Here is a 15765-nt window from a genome sequence, read left to right on the forward strand (position 1 = left end):
TGGTTCACCATGGCGATGACGACGCGGGAGGAGAACGCGCTCCTCACCCAGACCGGGCGGGGCACTGCCATGGGCGAGTTGCTCCGGCGTTACTGGTGGCCGGTGGGCATCTCCGCGCACCTGAAGGACAAGCCCACGTTCATCCGGGTGATGGGCGAGGACTTGGTACTGTTCCGGGACGGCAGGGGCCGGGCCGGGGTGCTGGGAGCGTACTGTGCGCACCGGCGCGCGAACCTGTGCTTGGGGGACGTGGAAGCGGGCGGCCTGCGCTGCCGGTACCACGGGTGGCTCTACGACGTCGAGGGCCGTCTCCTGCAGACTCCCGGAGAGCCCCCGGAGAGCACGCTCAAGGACGGCATCCGCCAGCTCGCCTATCCGGTGGAGGAACTGGGCGGCCTCGTCTTCGCTTATCTCGGCCCCGAGCCCGCGCCGCTCCTTCCCCGCTACGACTTCCTCGTGGGCGACGGCGAGACCTACGTCACGGTGCAGGGTCTTCAGGACTGCAACTGGCTCCAGTGCGTGGAGAACGGCCTCGACCCCGTGCACCCGAGCTTCACCCACGGCGGCGCGTGGCCGGACATCGCCAGCACCGAGCCCGACCTGGGATTCGAGGAAACGGAGTGGGGGCTCGTCTACAAGGCCTACCGCAAGTCCGACAAGGCCGGTGAGTTCAACTACCGCGAGCATCACCTGCTGATGCCGGGCATAAGCTGCGGCGGCAGCGGCGGGCGCTATCTCAAGGGGCCTTCCGGCGGCACGCCGGTGTCGGCCGCGCGCTGGAGCGTGCCCATCGACGACACACATACGCTGCTGATGCGCGTGCGCTTCAAGCCCGCGGACAATCCCGGCAAGTACGAAGGCGACCCGTTCAGCAAGCGCTGGAAGCCGCCCGAGGACTTCATCCAGCCCTACAAGGAGTACCGGGACTCCGACAATCCGGTGCTCGGCTACGAGATCCCGCCGCTCCACTTCATCGAGGACGGCATGGTGGTGGACAGCCTCGGCCCGGTGGTGGACCGGGAAAACGAGAACCTCGGGCCCACCATCGACGACGGCATCATCCGCCTGCGCAACATGTACTTGAGGGAGATGGAGAACGTGCGGCTCGGGCGCGACCCCAAGAATGTCTTTCGCGATCCCGCGAAGAATGAGAATGTGGTCATCACGGCCTACGAGCGATGGGTTTCTCACGCCGAACGACAGGAGCTTGAGGGTTCGGCGTCATCGTAAGGAGAAGGGAGAGCGGCAAGATGGCCGTCCACCACGTCAACGAGAAGAGCGCGGAAATGGTCAAGACCGCGCGGGGCGAAACGAAGTATCTCTACCGCAACGAGCGGGACGGCGGCCCGTCCATCATGATCCGGCACTGGGGTCCCGATACGGACATTCCGGTGCACAGCCATCCGTTCAACGAAATGTTCTACGTGCTCGAAGGGGAGGTGGAGATCGGCGACACCCTTTACACCGCGGGCTCGTGCGTGTTCATCGAGGGGGGCACGCCCTACGGTCCCACGCGCGCGCCCAAGGGGGTCAAGGTGCTGCGTTATGCCGAAGCGTTCCAGAAGTGACCGGACGGTAGACAGTATATTGACAGGAAAGGGGAAACGACGATGAAGATTCGCAATTTGTGCGCGTTCATGACGGTCGGGCTCTTTCTCTTCGCGGCGCAATCCGCATACGGAGCCAACGCCTACGAGCAGCTCGTGGCCGCGTCCAAGGCGGAGATGGCCAAGACCGGCGGCAAGCTCCGCATGTCCCTGGACTGGCCCAAGCCGGATACCAAGAACGTGCTGCCGGCCTTCAGCAAGGCCTACCCGTTCATCAAGGAGATTTCCTACAAGCGCGAGGTGGGCATCGGGCCGTTCGGGCAGTTCCTCATCCAGTTCAAGCAGGGAAAGAACCCGCCCTACGACATCATGCACATCGCCAGCGAGTTCCAGGCCCAGTACTGGAAGGAGGGCGCGTTCGTGAAGCCTCCGTTCAGCTACGAGGAACTCGCGAAGCACACCCCCGCCGGCTGGGCGAAACTGGACCCCAGGGGGATGGACCCGGAGGGCAATTTCCTCTCCACCACGGGCAACGTGCGGGGCAACGCGTGGAACCCCACGCTTGTGCCCAAGGGCAAGGAGCCCACGACCTGGGAGGCGTGCCACGACCCCATGTGGAAGGGCAGGGCGCTGATCGACACGCGCAACAAGCTGCAGGCCTTCCAGCACGATCCCAAGACGCGCGAGAAGCACCTTCAGTGGATCGAGAAACTGGTCGCCAACGACATCGTGCCGGCCCAGGGACAGGGAACCATACTGCGCCGGGTGGCTTCCGGAGAATTTCCCGTGGCGTGCGCGGTCAACTACCACACGGCCAACCGCATGATCGACCGGGGAGTGAAGAACCTCAAGTTCGCGCTGCCTGATCCGGTTCCGTTGGAGATCGGCACCCGGCTCTACGTGGCCAAGTGGTCGCAGACGCCGGCCACCACCCAGCTCTGGGCGGTGTGGATATCCACCGGCGGGCAGGAAGTGCTTGAGAACTACGCCTACCGCGGGTTCCCTTGGGATCCCATATCCAAGAAGTATCCCCTGGCCAAGGGCAAGTACATCGCCATCTGCGGCGCCAAGTGCGCGCTCAAGTGGGACGAGTACAACCGTGAGTTCCAGGAGTTGCTGGGGCTCCCCGCGGCCAAGAAGAAGAAATAAGGTCGGGGACGGCGGCACCCATTACATCCACCGTTTCCGGCCGCGCACCGGGCTGGCTGAGTTGGGGGCGCGAGCACTTCGTGGTCGTGCTGAGCGTTGCGCTGCTCCTTTGGCTCGTGCTCGTGCCTCTGGGCACGCTCATCATCTTCAGCCTTAGGCTTGGCAATCCCTGGGAACCCGGCGGCTTCACCGTCGAGCACTACCTCACCGCCTATTCGACGCCGCAGACCTACTCGATGTTCTTCAACACGGCGTTGCTGGCCGGGTTCAGCACGGTCATCTCCGTCGGCTTGGCGACCCTCTTCGCGTTCCTCACGGAGCGCACCGACATGCCGTTCCGCAACGTCGCCTGGGGGCTGATATTGGTGCCCATGGCGATACCCGGACTGCTCTTCGCCGTGTCGTGGACGTTTCTCCTGTCACCGCAGATCGGCCTCTTCAACGTGTGGATGCGGGACGTGCTGGGATGGTTCGGGGTGGAGGTCGCCAGCGGGCCGCTGAACATCTATAGCCTGTGGGGCATGGTCCTGCTGGAGGGCCTGCGCGGCGTCACCACCACGTTCCTGATCATGGTGGGGGCGTTCAGGGCCATGGACCCGAGCCTGGAGGAGGCGGCGCGGGTCGCCGGCGCCTCGGGCCGCCGGACCTTTTTCGGCATTTTCCTCCCGCTGCTGACCCCGGCCATCTTCGGCGCCACCATGTACAGCTTCATGACCCACCTGGAGTCGCTGGAGATCCCGCTGATCATCGGCCTGCCGGCGCGCATCCACGTGTTCCCGACCTATATCTATTTCACCACGCAGCGCTTCACGCCCCCCGAGTACGGTTTGGCCGCAGCCCTCGGCGCGAGCTTCCTGCTGGTCAGCATCCTGCTGGTGTACGCCTACCGCTACGCCATGCGGCAGGAAGGGCGCTTCGTCACCATCACCGGCAAGGGCTACCGTCCGCGCCTCATGCCGCTGGGCAGGTGGCGCTACGTGGCGTTCGGCGCCTTTTTCGCGTACTTCGCCCTGACCATCGCGGCGCCCAGCTTCGTGCTGCTCTGGAGCTCGCTGCTGCCGGTGTACATGACGCCTTCCTGGGAGCTGTTGCCCGACCTGTCGCTGCAGCACTACCGCGACATCCTGACCGACAGCGACGTCTGGGACGCCACGCGCAACACCATCGTGGTGGCCCTGGGCGCGGCCACCTTGACCATGCTGCTTTCCCTGGTGGCGGCATGGGTCGTCATCCGCAAGCGGTTCCGGGGACGGACGTTTCTCGATGCGGTCACGTTCCTGCCCCACGCGCTGCCCGGCGTGATCATCGCCCTGGCGTTCATGTTCCTCTATCTCCAACCACCCCTCGACGGGCTGGGCCTATACGGCACCGTGTGGATCATCGTCCTGGGGCTGACCGTGAGCTACATTGCCTTCGGCGGACGCGCCATGAGCGGTGCGCTGGCCCAGGTGCACGCGGAGCTGGAGGAGGCGAGCCATGTGTCGGGCGCGAAGTGGCTCACTCTCATGCGGCGCATCGTCCTGCCCCTTGTGCTGCCCGCGTTCATCGGCGGCTGGATCTGGGTGGCCTCGCATGCCCTTCGGAACTTCTCCGTGCCGTTGATCCTGGCCACGCGCGAGAACTGGGTGCTGTCCGTGATCATGTGGCGCACCTGGGAGGACGGCGACCCGGGGCAGACCTCGGCGTTGGGGGTATTGTTGATCATCGCGCTGGCGCTGCTGACGGTGGGCGGGCGCTGGCTGGTGGCGCGCATGAACCGGCGGCAGGAGTCGTGAACGCCGGGCAGGGTTTGGTTGACGAAGAAAGGGCGCTAAGTTATGGAAACGGCTTGCGCCGGGATGGTGGAATGGGTAGACACGCGGGACTTAAAATTCCGCGGGCGTAAGCCCGTGCCGGTTCAAGTCCGGCTCCCGGCACTCCCATCCGGCACCCTGCGGGGACCAACCCGTTCGTCCTGAGCGTAGCGCCGCGCCAGCGGCGCGAAGTCGAAGGGCGCGTGCGGCGCCTCTACCCCTGCTCGTAGAGCACTTCTCCGGCGGCGCTGGTGTCATAGCCGCCGAGGGACTCCATCGCATCCCTGAACTCCCCGGACCTGAGCACCGCCAGCAGGGTGGCGCCTGCAGGCGATTCGTGGAACGACCGCAGCAGCAGCAGGTCGTACTGCTCGTCGCCCACCGGGATGAAGTCGAGCCCCAGCGCCTCGGCCGCGGAAAGGATGCCCAGGCCGGTGTCCGCGAGGCCGCTGGCCACCGCCACGGCTACCGCCATGTGGGTGAACTCCTCGTGCTCGTACCCCTGTATCGCGGCCGGGTCCACGCCGAGACGCGCCAGCTCGAAGTCCAGCAGCACCCGGGTGCCGGAGCCGGGCTGGCGGTTGACGAAGCGCAGGTCGGGTCTTCCCAGGTCGGCGATGCCCGACAGTCCCATGGGATTGCCGCGCGGCACCAGCAGGCCCTGGCGGCGCTTGACGCAGTGCACGAGCACGACGGGCACGCTCGGCAACACCCGCTGGATGTCCGGGACGTTGTAGCTGCCGGTATCGGGGTCCAGCAGGTGGGTGCCGGCCATGTGGGTCTCGCCGCGGCGGATGGCGTGCAGTCCCCCCAGGCTGCCGACGTTGGCGTCGGCGATCTTGAGGCGCGGATCGCGGCGCTTGAGCTGGTCTTCCAGCACGCTGATGGAGAGGTCGTGGCTGCCGGTGCACAGGATGGTGTGCTCCACTTCGTCCGGCGCGCGCAGCAATTCGACGTCGACCTCCTCGCCGGCGTTGATCCCTTCCACCATACCCGGTATGCGCAGGAATCCGTCGGCGCGCACCATGGTGCTGATGACGCCGGCGCCGCGCGCCAGCGGCACGGCCACCAGCCGTTTCTCCACCCGCCCCAGGGTCACGCGGACGAATTCCTCCAGCCCGAGCCTGGAGGGGATCTTGCGCGGCGCCACGGCGCGTACCTTAGGAGGGGATGCCGCGCCCGCGCCCAGCAGCCGTGCGAGCGCGGGCTGCAGGATCTCACGGGCGATGACGATGGCCGATACCGGATAGCCGGGAATGCCGATGACGGGCTTGCCGCCGGCCACTCCCAGCACGGCCGGCTTCCCGGGCATGACTTCGATGCCGTGCACCAGAAGCTCGCCCGCGTCGTCCACCACCTCGGCGGTGAAGTCGTGCGCGCCGGCGGAGGAGCCGGCGATGAGCGCTACGATGTGGTGGTCCTTCAACGCTTCAGCGAGGGCCTGTCTCAGTAGCGCGGGGTCGTCGGGGACCGCGGCAAAGACCGCCGGCGTGCCGCCGGACTCCGTCACCATGCCCCCCAGCACCGTGGAGTTGAAGTCGATGATCTCACCTGGCCGCGCCGCGTCTCCCGGTACGGTGATCTCGTCGCCGGTTGGGATGACGGCCACCCGCGGGCGCGCCTTGACGCGTACAGTGGTATGGCCGGCCGCCAGGATGGCGCCGAGGTCGTAGGGCCGCAGCCGGTGGTTGCGCGGCAGCAGCAGCTCGGTGGCCACCACGTCCTCTCCCACCAGCCGTACGTTCTGCCACGGGGTCGCCGCCTGATCGATGGACACGGTGGCGCCGCCGGTCTCGCGCACGTTCTCGATCATGATCACCGCATTGGCCCAGGACGGCAAAGGCTGGCCGGTGTCCAGGTAGGCGAACCGGCCTTGCGGATCCCCCTCGTCCGCGAGCAACCGCAGCTCGCGCGGGGTGAACTCCGTCGCTCCGAAGGTGTCTTCCGCGCGTACGCAGATGCCGTCCATGGCCGAGCCGTGGTAGTGCGGCGAGGACATCTTCGCGAACACCGGCTCGGCGGTGACCCGGTGGAGCGCGCCGGCCACCGCCACCGTCTCGTCCTCCAGCAGGGTTTCGTCGACGCGGCTCAGGAAGAGGGCACGTGCGTCCTCCAGTGGAGTCTTCTTTAGGTACCGTTTCCGCGCCATCGGCCCACGTTATCAGAAAAGCAGCACCTCCACCTCCTCGCCCTGCTCCAGTCCCTCGCTGTTGAGGTCGATGCACACCATGCCGTCGGCCTTGACCAGGGTGAAGATGGCGCCGGACTTGCTGGGCAGTGGCGCGGCGTATACCGTGTCGCCGCGTCTTTCGAGGGTGACGCGTACGTAGTCTTCGCGGCCGGTCTGCGACGAAACATTGGTGTCCATCGCCGCCCGGACCGTGTTGCGTCCCGTTTGCACGCTTAGCGTGCTCTCGCCCGACAGCGCGCGGATCAGCGGGGCGGCGAACAGGTCGAAGATCACCAGCGCCGACACCGGGTACCCGGGAAGTCCCAACACGGGCTTCCCCGCGGCATGGGCATAGATGGTAGGCTTGCCAGGGCTTACGGAGATGCCGTGGAAGAAGATCCGGGAATCGGGCAGCGAGCGGATCACCTCCACCGCCATGTCCCGCGTGCCCATGGAGCTGCCGCCCGAGAGCAGCACCAGGTCGCCCCAGCCGAGGCCCTCGGTCAGCGCGGCGTGCAACGCCTCCGGTTGGTCGGGCACCACGCCGAGGTCCTTGAGTTCGGCGCCGCATTCGGCGATGAGGCCGGCCAACGAATGCTGATTGATGTTCCGCACCTGTCCGGGGCGAGGCTCCCGGTCCACCGCGACGATCTCGTCGCCGGTGGAGATGAGCGTCACGCGCGGTCTCCGGTACACGGACACCGACGCGATCCCGATACCCGTAAGCGCCCCGAGATCGTGGGCGCGTAGTCTCCGGCCGCGCGCGAACACCGGTTCGCCCTTGCGGATGTCGTCGCCCACCTGGATGACGTTGAGCCAGGGAGAGGCGGCCCGGTATATCTCCACCGCGCCGTCGCCCGTCTCCTCCGTGTGTTCCACCATGACAACGGCATCGCTGCCGGGCGGAAGCATGCCGCCGGTGGAGATGCGCACGGCCTCGCGCGCGCCCAGGCGGCGCGTGGCCTCCTCTCCCATTTCCACAGCCCCCACAAGCCTCAGGTAGGCGGGCAGGGCGGGACTGGCGCCGAACGTATCCCGCGCGATGACCGCGTAGCCGTCCATGCCGGCCCGGTTGAAGTGGGGGAGGTCCACCTGCGAGTAGAGGTCCTCGGCAAGTACCCGGCCCCGCGCCTCGGTCGTGCGCACGACCTCGGCATCCACGGGGGCCGCCTGGCGAACGGTCTCCAAGGCTTCGGCCGGCGTCACGACCTTGAAGAAGGCCTTGGGGTTGCTCGTGGTGCCCATGTTGCCAGTGCGGTGGGCGCCGGCCGGTGGCCGGGCATTCAGCGCTGCGCCAGCGGCACGTTGCCGAACTTCTCGCGGATCTCGGCGGCGATGTGCTCCAGCGCTTCCTCCCGTGTGTCGTAGAGGCGTTTCAGCTTGCGCGGCGCGTGCTTGTGAATGGCATAGGCGGTCATCAGGGGCAAAGCGATGGTGCTGTCGACGTAGCAGACCACGGAGTCGGGCAGTTGGTCCGGGTCCACCTTGCCCCAGCTCACCGCCTCGGCCGGCGTCGCCCCCGACAGGCCGCCCGTGTCCACGCGCGCGTCGGTGATCTGGATGAAGTAGTCGAAGCCCTTTTCCTCCAGCCCCAGGACTTCCTGGATGTGCGGCTCGGTCTGGAGCAGGAAGTTCTTGGGCGAGCCGCCGCCGAGGATCACCGCGGCGCTGCGCCCGCCGCGCCGCTTGGCCTCGAGCACCAGGGCGGCGGATTCGTTGACGTCGCGCGACACGTCGAAGCGCAGGCCGTTGCCCTTGAGCGCCAGGGCCGCCACGTTCATGCCGATGGAGCTGTCCCCGGGCGAAGAGGTGTACACCGGCACGCCGCCCCGGTAGGCGGCGGCCAGGAGCGAGCGCCGCTCCAGTCCCAGGATCTTCTCGCGTTCGTCCAGATAGCGGCCGACGCGGTAGTGCATCTCCGCAGTGCCCATCTCCTTCTGGAACTCCGGCGCCTTGAGGACTTCCCGGAAGAAGTCGTCGGTGGAGATGAGGACGTCGTAGTCGAAGAAGATGTCGTAGATGCGCACCACGCCCTGTTCGCGCAGGTCCACATCGTCGGCGTCGAAGGTGCCGCGGTGCATGGACAGGCCGATGGCGAAGTGGGTGTCGTGGTAGAGGTTGGCGCCGGTGCTGACGATCCAGTCGACGAAGCCGCGCTCGATGAGCGGAATGAACGCCGTCATGCCCAGCCCCGCCGGCGTCAGCGCCCCGGTGATGCTGAGCCCCACGGTCACGTCGTCCGCCAGGATCTTCTCGGTGAAGAGCTGACAGGCCTCCCGCAAGCGTCCGCTGTTGTAGGAGACGAAGTTGTCGTCGACAAGATCGACGATGCTGGTGGCGGCGTCGATGGGGCGGGGATCGATTTTCCGGCCTGAAAGAAGGGATGGTTTGCTCATGGCTTCGTCACCGGAGGTCCGGTCTGCCGCGGTCCTGCCGCGCAGCGGGCTAGTACTCCGATTCGCGCGCCGTCCGGAGCTTGCGCTGCCGGAGTTGCATGTAGGCGTTGCGCGCCGAGCTGTAAGGGTCGATGCTGCGCTCCAGCTCCTCGTAGACATTGTTGTCGAGGGCGCGGTTGTTCACGATGTCGGTGGCGCGGACGGACAGGGGGACGTAGTAGGGCGTGAAATACTGCAGGGGACTCATGAACGCATCGGCGGCCATTCCCAATCCGTCCCGGATCGTGGTCGGAGGCAAGAGCGGCAGCACGAGATAGGCGCCGTGGCTGAACCCGTAGACGCCCAGCGTGATCCCCATGTCCTGATCGCTCGGTTCCAGTCCCAACTTCGTGGCCATGTCGAAGATGCCCGCTATGCCCAGGGTGCTGTTGACGACGAAACGGGCAATCTCCCGGCTGGCGCTGAGGGGCTTTCCCTGGAGCGTGTTGTTGACCACCTTCCGCACCACGTCGAGGTTGTCGATGGCATTGCGGACCCCCCTCTGTGCCGGTGAGGGAAGAACGGAGCCGTAGGTAAGGGCCACGGGTTTCAACACAAAACGGTCGAAAGCGCTGTTGAACAGAAACATTCGCTCATTGAACCACTCGATGCGGTCGTAGTGCTGATCGCGCGTTGCCAGTTCGTCGCGAACGGGTGCGTCGCCTCCAGCGGCGCCGGCGGGTTCCTCCTGGGAGGCGGCGGGTTGGACGAGGCTCAGGTGGAGCAGCAGCAACAGAAAGGGCAGCCGTAAATTTTTCATGAGTGTGGCGGGGCAGGAAGTGGCATTAGAATAGCATTGGCGCGTTCGAAATCAAGCGCCCCCCGCCAATGTATTCCGGTTTGAAAACCGCCCGTCGATGGGATACCTTGACCTTCGGGTCGCGTGCGCAACGCACCCGGGAAGACGGGACCGTGGAAAAGCGAAACATCGTCCTGGGCGTGACAGGGGGCATCGCCTGCTACAAGGCGCTTGAACTGGTGCGGCTCCTGGTCCAGGATTCGTGCTCCGTCCGCGTGGTGATGACACGGGGAGCCGCGGAGTTCGTCATGCCGCTGAGCTTCCAGACCCTGTCGGGCGCGCCCGTGGCCACCGACCTCTTCAGCCTGACCCAGGAATCGGAGATCGGCCACATCGACCTGGCCGACAGCGCCGACCTGCTGGTGATCGCCCCCGCCACCGCCAACGTCATCGGCAAGCTCGCCGCCGGCATTGCCGACGACCTACTCACCACCGTGGTCCTGGCCACCCAGGCGCCCGTGCTGGTGGCGCCCGCCATGAACGTGCACATGCTGGCGCATCCCTTGGTGCAGGCCAATCTGGCGAAGCTGCGCGGCGCCGGGTACCACGTCATGGAGACCGCGTCGGGCTCCCTGGCGTGCGGCTACGAGGGCAAGGGCCGGCTTCCGGAGCCGGCGGTCATCGTCGAGGAGATCCGCGCGCTGTTACGGTCCAAGGACCTTGCGGGCGAGCACATCGTGGTCACCGCCGGCCCGAGCCGGGAGCCGCTGGACCCCGTCCGGTACCTCTCCAACCGCTCGTCCGGCAAGATGGGGTACGCGCTGGCGCGGGCGGCGGCGCGGCGCGGCGCCCAGGTGACGCTGGTGAGCGGACCTACGGCGCTGGCGCCACCCACCGGCGTCAGGACCGTCCCCGTGGTCACGGCCGAAGAGATGCGCGGGGCCGTGCTGGCGGAGTTCGAATCCGCCACCGCGGTCTTCATGGCGGCCGCGGTGGCGGACTACCGGCCGCACGCGGCCGCGGCTCAGAAGATGAAGCGCGGCGACGGCTCCCTCAGCGTGGAGTTCGTGCCCAACCCCGACATCGTGGCCGAGCTGGCCGCCCGCAAACGTCACCAGGTCGTGGTGGGCTTCGCCGCCGAAACCGAGTCCCTGCTCGCCAACGCCCGCGCCAAGCTCGAGAAGAAAAACCTCGACCTGCTGGTGGCCAACGACGTCACCCAGGCGGGCAGCGGTTTCGACGTGGACACCAACGTGGTCACGCTGCTCGGCCGCGACGGCACCGCCATCCCGCTCCCCCTCATGAGCAAGGACGCGGTGGCCGACCGCGTCTACGACTGGTACCTCCAGTACAAGAAACAATCCCCCCGCCGCATCAAGAGCCCGTCCCGGCGCCGTACGGCGTGAGGCTCTAACCTTTCCAGACATGGGCCGGTCCTTCGCTTCGGACCGGCGCCTCGGTATGTCCGCATTGGGTGCAGCGGCGCAGGGACTCGTCCGCGGCCATGACTTCGTAGGCTTTCTGCACCGTGTCCGCGGGTTCATTGAACCGGGCCGTGGTCTCGTAGAGCGTGTGGGTGCACTTGCCGCACACCCAGATGAAGCCGTCGATCTCGTCCGGGCGGCGCACCCGCTCCACCACCAGGGTGTAGGAGCCGTCCTCCCGGCGCGGCGAATGCGGCACCAGAGCCGGCAACAGAAACATCTCGCCCTCCTGAAGAACGGCGACTTCCGGCTTGTGCTCGGGGGTGAGGTAATGGAGGTTCAACTCGCCTTCGAGTTGGTAGAATATCTCGTCGCCCGGATTGACGTGGAAGTCGGTGCGGGTATTGGGGCCACGGGTCACGAAGGCGATGAAGTCCGAGTCCTCCCAGATGACCCGGCGCCGGCCCCAGTCGCCGCGGTTGTCGTCGATCCATTGCTTGAGATTGAAGCGGGTGAGGTGTGGGAACATGGGGTCTCCTTTCCGACACGGCGCGGGGGTCAGCCGTCGGGTCCGTGGCGCGGGCTGAACCCCAGACTCTTCCGCGCCTTGTCCGAAGCGTAACCACAACAGTTCCCATCCGCCTGGAAAGCCACCGTTCGAACGCCCGGAAGATGCCGTTCGAGCAGCGCCTGGGTGGGCATGATCAGATAAGTCGTGGGCGCGCAGATGTTGAAGGCCTCGTGACCTTCGAAGTCCGCTTCCAGGGCCAGACGGCAGGCCGCGGCCGCGTCGCGCACGTCGACGTAGCTCCAGAAGCTGCCGACCCCGCGGCTCATGGGATCCTCGCGGCGTTTCCTGAGCCGCTGGTAGACGCGTTCGTCGGCAATGCCGGCGAAGCGCAGGCTGGCGATGCGCGCGCCGCTGCCTTGGGCGAAACCGTCGCACAACGCCTCGCCCGCCAGCTTGGACAGGCCGTAGGGGTCCTGAGGCCGTCGCGGGTGCTTCTCGTCGATGGGAAGGTAGTCGGGAAGAACGGGGCGCAAGGGATAGTACAGGCCGTACACGGCCAGGCTGGAGCCGATGACGAGCCTGCGGATGCCGAGCGACGCGCCCGCGGCGAGGACGTTGTAGGTCATGGCGACGTTGCGCTGGAAACGCAGGCTGTCGCCGGCGACGTCCGGGGTCTTCCAGGTCCCGGTGGCTGGGTCGAACAGGCCCTGCTCAGTGTAGGGGAAGCGTTCGCGCGCGAGGTGGATCACCGCCTCCGCGCCTGCGAACGCTCGTTGCACCGCCTCCGGGTCGGTCAGGTCCACGGCATCCGGGCAGGTTGGTTCCTCCGGCTTGGAGCCGTCGTTGCCGGCCAGGTCCAGCGGCACGACGGTGTACCCTTGGCGCGACAGCAACTCGGTCACGTATCGCCCCAGCCTCCCGGCGCTGCCCGTGACGGCGACCTTCATGCCGCGGCCTTTCGATGCCGCCTCATCCGGTGGTGTCCTGTCGGGTCATTTCGAATGCCGGTTCGGCACGGGATCATTCGGACGGGGCGCCGTTCTCCGCGTCCGGCTTCGGCGGGTAGGTCCGGATTCCCGTGAACGAGTCCATGCGTATCAGCCGGTCGCTCTCCTCCGGCGAAAGTACCCCTTGCGGCCGCAACCCCTGCTGCGCCCGCGCGACGGCGTTCAGGATGATGCGGCGCTGGAGGATGATGCCCTTGTCGGACGCCGCCAACCGTTCCTCGCGGCCGGCGACATTGCCTTGGGTGGACTGGGTCATGATGTCCTCGAGGCGCACGCTGCCCCGAAACGGCGACAGCGGCCGGCGGTCGTGCTCGGGCTTTTCCGCGGTGGCCACCGGCCGTCGGGACGGCGCCAGCTTGGCCATGAAGTCGGGATCCGGCCCGGTGTAGTGGTCCACCGTGTACAGCGTAAAGTGGTCATCGTCGTCCGGCGTGATGAACATCCAGTGCGCGTTCCTGGAGCCACGGGCCAGGGCTTCCCTGGGCTCCTTGAAGTGGGTGAACTCGGTGTCGCCGATCTGCATCACGCTGGGCAGCGCGTAGCTTTTCTCGTCCACGTAGCTCATGCCCGGCTCGGGGGCGGGCTTGTTCGATACCACCTTCATGCCGTAGTCCGTCTCCACGGCATCGAACGGCGGCACGTCCTTGGCGTTGAAGAACCAGCTCCGCCAGGTGCCGTCGTCCGGATCGGAGAGGTGCAGGGTGGAGAAGTGGGCAGGGTCGGCGCCGTTCTCGATGAAGTTGTACCAGTTGTAGTCGTAGTGGCGCGCCGCCTCGATGCGCCGTTGACCGCCGGGCTCCGCCAGGGGCGCATACCGCGGCAACGGCGGCTCCAGGTCCGGCGGCCCGAGGTAGGCGAAGATCAGCCCGCCCTGCTCCCGCACCGGGTAGGCGAGGTGGCGCACCTTCTCGTGGAACACGCTCCCCGGCGGCTCCGCGGGCTGCTCCAGGCACGCGCCCGCCACGTCGAAAAGCCAGCCGTGGTACGGGCAGCGCAGCCCCGAGGGCTCGACATCGCCGTACTCCAACGAGGTGCCCCGGTGCGGACAGTGGAGCCCCAGCAGGCCGAGCCGTCCCTCGCCGTCGCGGAACAGCACCAGGTCCTCTCCGAGAACCCGCACCCGCATGGGAATGTCCCGCAGGTCGTCGCCGCGGCCCACCGCCATCCAGTAGCGCCGGAACCACTCGCCGGCGGGCGTCCCCCGGCTCACCCGGGCGAGATCACGCGCGGTCAGCGCTGCCATGCCTGTATCTCCTCACGCCGGTTTCCGGGTGCTAGCGCCATGTGTGCTGCGGTTTCCATCCGAGCAGCTCCTTGGCCCGGTCGTTGGCAAACACGCCCCGGGTGCCGGTGAGCCCTCGAGCGCGGTCTCCGATGGCCGGCTTGAGTCGCGGCAGGAGATCGCACAGGGGCTCCGCCACGGTGCTGTCGTCGGCCACCACGAACATCACGGTGCCGCCGGGCAACGGCCGCTCCACCGCCAGCCGGAACGCCACGGCGAGGTCGCGCACGTCGATGTAGCTGTACTCGCGCCATTCGCCGGGCTCGCGCCCGCCGGTGCGCCGGATTTCGTCGAGCGCCTCGGGCGTGACCACGCCGCTGGGGCGAATCACTACCGACTCGACCCCCTTGCGGGCGTAGGAGTGCGCGATGGTCTCGCCCACCTGCTTCGACAGTCCGTAGGCGTCGATGGGGCGGCACGGGTGCTCCTCGTCGATGGGCAGGTAATCGGGCAGGAACGCGCCTTCGCTGTAGGCCCAGCCGACGGCGGCGTTGCTGCTGGTGGACACGACGCGCGGGATGCCCAGCCGGAATGCCGCGTGGTGCGCGTTGAACGTGCCGGTGACGTTGGTCTCGAACACCACGCCTGTCGGGGCGACGTGGGGATTGTGTATCGCGGCCAGGTGGATGACGGCGTCGCAACCGGCGGCCGCTTCCACCATCTGGCCGAGGTCCTGCACCTCTCCCACCAGATACTTGGCCGCGCCGCCGTCCCGCGGGCCGGGCAGGCGGTCCAGCACCGTCACCTCGTGCTCGCCCCGCAACAGTTCGTCCACGACGTGCCCGCCGATCTTGCCCAGACCTCCGGTGACCAGAATCCTCACGGTATACCTCCTGTGCGCGCCCCGGCGCGGTCCGCGGCCCGAACTCACGTCCGTCCGTGACACGGCCGGCCCGATTGCGCATCAAAAACACGTTACCCCGTCGCCTCGGTTTCAATGATCGTCCTTGCGGCGCGGGACATCAGGGTGGTACCACCGCGCGGCGTTTTTCGTCAAGAAAGGCGCATTTCCCCACAAACGGCTTTGACAGCCGGGGAACAAGGCGATACAAGCAGAGGATTTCCGTTACGGGCGCGTTGAACAAGGGTTCCGCAAAAGCGTCGTGGAGGCAGGATGCAAAGAATATCGCGGGCTTACGAAAAGCTCCTGGATCTTTTCAAGATGGGCGCGGAGATCGTGATCTTCCTGATCTTCTTGCTGATCGTGATCGACGTATTCGTACGTCTCCTGAAGTTCCAGCCGTCCGCCTACACCCTGGGCGTGGTGGAGTATGGTCTCCTGTGGTTCACCATGCTGGGGGCGCCATGGCTGGTGCGCATGAAGGGCCACGTGTTCGTGGACTCCCTGGTTTCGCTTCTGCCGCTGACCGTACAGTACGTGCTGGCGAAGTTCGTCTATGTCGTCTGCATCGTCTGCTGCCTCTTCTTCATCTACTACTCCACGGACCTCACCATCGCCGCGTACCTCTCGGGCGAGCTGGACTACCGAGGTGAAGCACAGCCGCTTTGGCTGCTCCTCGTGCCCATACCGGTGTCGTTCACGATGATCGCCATCGAGTTCCTCCGGTTTCTCGTGGGGATCGACACCATGTACACCTCGCGCACCGAGGTGCGGGAGAACGTGTGATGGAATGGTACTGGGCTTTCGCTCTCCTGGTGGGCATGGTCGTCTGTCTGATGGCCATCGGGGTCCCCGTGGCCTTCGCCT

General features: G+C 66.8%; 14 protein-coding genes and 1 tRNA gene. 7 read left to right on the plus strand and 8 right to left on the minus strand.

Features of this window, described 5'->3' with window-relative positions; all coding sequences use genetic code 11:
* Positions 1-9 precede the first annotated feature (9 nt).
* The 5 genes from OXU42_12770 (at position 10) to OXU42_12790 (ending at position 4612) form a co-directional block, all read left to right on the plus strand.
* On the plus strand, positions 10-1230 hold the full coding sequence (locus OXU42_12770) for a Rieske 2Fe-2S domain-containing protein (GenBank protein MDE0030261.1): 1221 nt from the start codon (positions 10-12) through the stop codon (positions 1228-1230).
* A 20-nt stretch (positions 1231-1250) separates the two neighbouring features.
* A complete protein-coding gene (locus tag OXU42_12775) occupies positions 1251-1568 on the plus strand; it encodes a cupin domain-containing protein (protein ID MDE0030262.1) in 318 nt (105 codons plus the stop codon).
* Between the two features lie 42 nt (positions 1569-1610).
* Complete coding sequence (locus OXU42_12780) at positions 1611-2696, plus strand: hypothetical protein (GenBank protein ID MDE0030263.1); 1086 nt, start codon at positions 1611-1613, stop codon at positions 2694-2696.
* Positions 2697-2776: 80 nt separating this feature from the next.
* Positions 2777-4471: an iron ABC transporter permease gene (locus tag OXU42_12785; protein MDE0030264.1), complete on the plus strand. Its 1695-nt coding sequence runs from the start codon at positions 2777-2779 to the stop codon at positions 4469-4471.
* Positions 4472-4528: 57 nt separating this feature from the next.
* Positions 4529-4612 (plus strand) — tRNA-Leu (locus OXU42_12790).
* Between the two features lie 91 nt (positions 4613-4703).
* On the opposite strand, the gene OXU42_12795 is transcribed toward OXU42_12790, so the two are convergent.
* Genes OXU42_12795 through OXU42_12810 form a run of 4 tightly spaced genes read right to left on the minus strand, consistent with a single transcriptional unit; the run spans position 4704 to position 9854 of the window.
* A complete protein-coding gene (locus OXU42_12795; GenBank protein ID MDE0030265.1) occupies positions 4704-6638 on the minus strand; it encodes a molybdopterin biosynthesis protein in 1935 nt (644 codons plus the stop codon).
* A gap of 12 nt (positions 6639-6650) precedes the next feature.
* Complete coding sequence (locus OXU42_12800) at positions 6651-7904, minus strand: molybdopterin-binding protein (GenBank protein MDE0030266.1); 1254 nt, start codon at positions 7902-7904, stop codon at positions 6651-6653.
* 38 nt (positions 7905-7942) lie between these two features.
* The gene (gene speY, locus OXU42_12805) at positions 7943-9055 is read right to left on the minus strand and encodes a deoxyhypusine synthase (protein MDE0030267.1); all 1113 of its coding nucleotides are present in this window, start codon (positions 9053-9055) and stop codon (positions 7943-7945) included.
* A gap of 49 nt (positions 9056-9104) precedes the next feature.
* The gene (locus OXU42_12810) at positions 9105-9854 is read right to left on the minus strand and encodes a VacJ family lipoprotein (GenBank protein ID MDE0030268.1); all 750 of its coding nucleotides are present in this window, start codon (positions 9852-9854) and stop codon (positions 9105-9107) included.
* A 152-nt stretch (positions 9855-10006) separates the two neighbouring features.
* Here OXU42_12810 and coaBC point away from each other — a divergent pair, with 152 nt between their 5' ends.
* Positions 10007-11239 carry a bifunctional phosphopantothenoylcysteine decarboxylase/phosphopantothenate--cysteine ligase CoaBC gene (gene coaBC, locus OXU42_12815; GenBank protein MDE0030269.1) on the plus strand — a complete coding sequence of 411 codons (1233 nt, stop codon included), beginning with the start codon at positions 10007-10009 and terminating at the stop codon, positions 11237-11239.
* Positions 11240-11243: 4 nt separating this feature from the next.
* Here coaBC and nbaC read toward each other — a convergent pair whose 3' ends face one another.
* The 4 genes from nbaC to OXU42_12835 all read right to left on the minus strand — a co-directional run bounded on the left by nbaC (position 11244) and on the right by OXU42_12835 (position 14880).
* Entirely contained in the window at positions 11244-11786 is a 543-nt protein-coding gene (gene nbaC / locus OXU42_12820) for a 3-hydroxyanthranilate 3,4-dioxygenase (GenBank protein ID MDE0030270.1), read from the minus strand.
* 29 nt (positions 11787-11815) lie between these two features.
* Entirely contained in the window at positions 11816-12715 is a 900-nt protein-coding gene (locus OXU42_12825) for an NAD(P)-dependent oxidoreductase (GenBank protein MDE0030271.1), read from the minus strand.
* Between the two features lie 73 nt (positions 12716-12788).
* Positions 12789-14018 carry a Rieske 2Fe-2S domain-containing protein gene (locus OXU42_12830; GenBank protein ID MDE0030272.1) on the minus strand — a complete coding sequence of 410 codons (1230 nt, stop codon included), beginning with the start codon at positions 14016-14018 and terminating at the stop codon, positions 12789-12791.
* A 31-nt stretch (positions 14019-14049) separates the two neighbouring features.
* Positions 14050-14880 carry an NAD(P)-dependent oxidoreductase gene (locus OXU42_12835; protein ID MDE0030273.1) on the minus strand — a complete coding sequence of 277 codons (831 nt, stop codon included), beginning with the start codon at positions 14878-14880 and terminating at the stop codon, positions 14050-14052.
* 291 nt (positions 14881-15171) lie between these two features.
* Between OXU42_12835 and OXU42_12840 the strand changes: the two genes are divergently transcribed.
* Positions 15172-15684, plus strand: coding sequence for a TRAP transporter small permease subunit (locus OXU42_12840; protein MDE0030274.1), 513 nt, complete (start codon positions 15172-15174; stop codon positions 15682-15684).
* The last annotated feature ends 81 nt before the right edge of the window (positions 15685-15765 follow it).

Source organism: Deltaproteobacteria bacterium (assembly GCA_028818775.1).
GTDB lineage: Bacteria > Desulfobacterota > Binatia > UBA9968 > JAJDTQ01 > JAJDTQ01.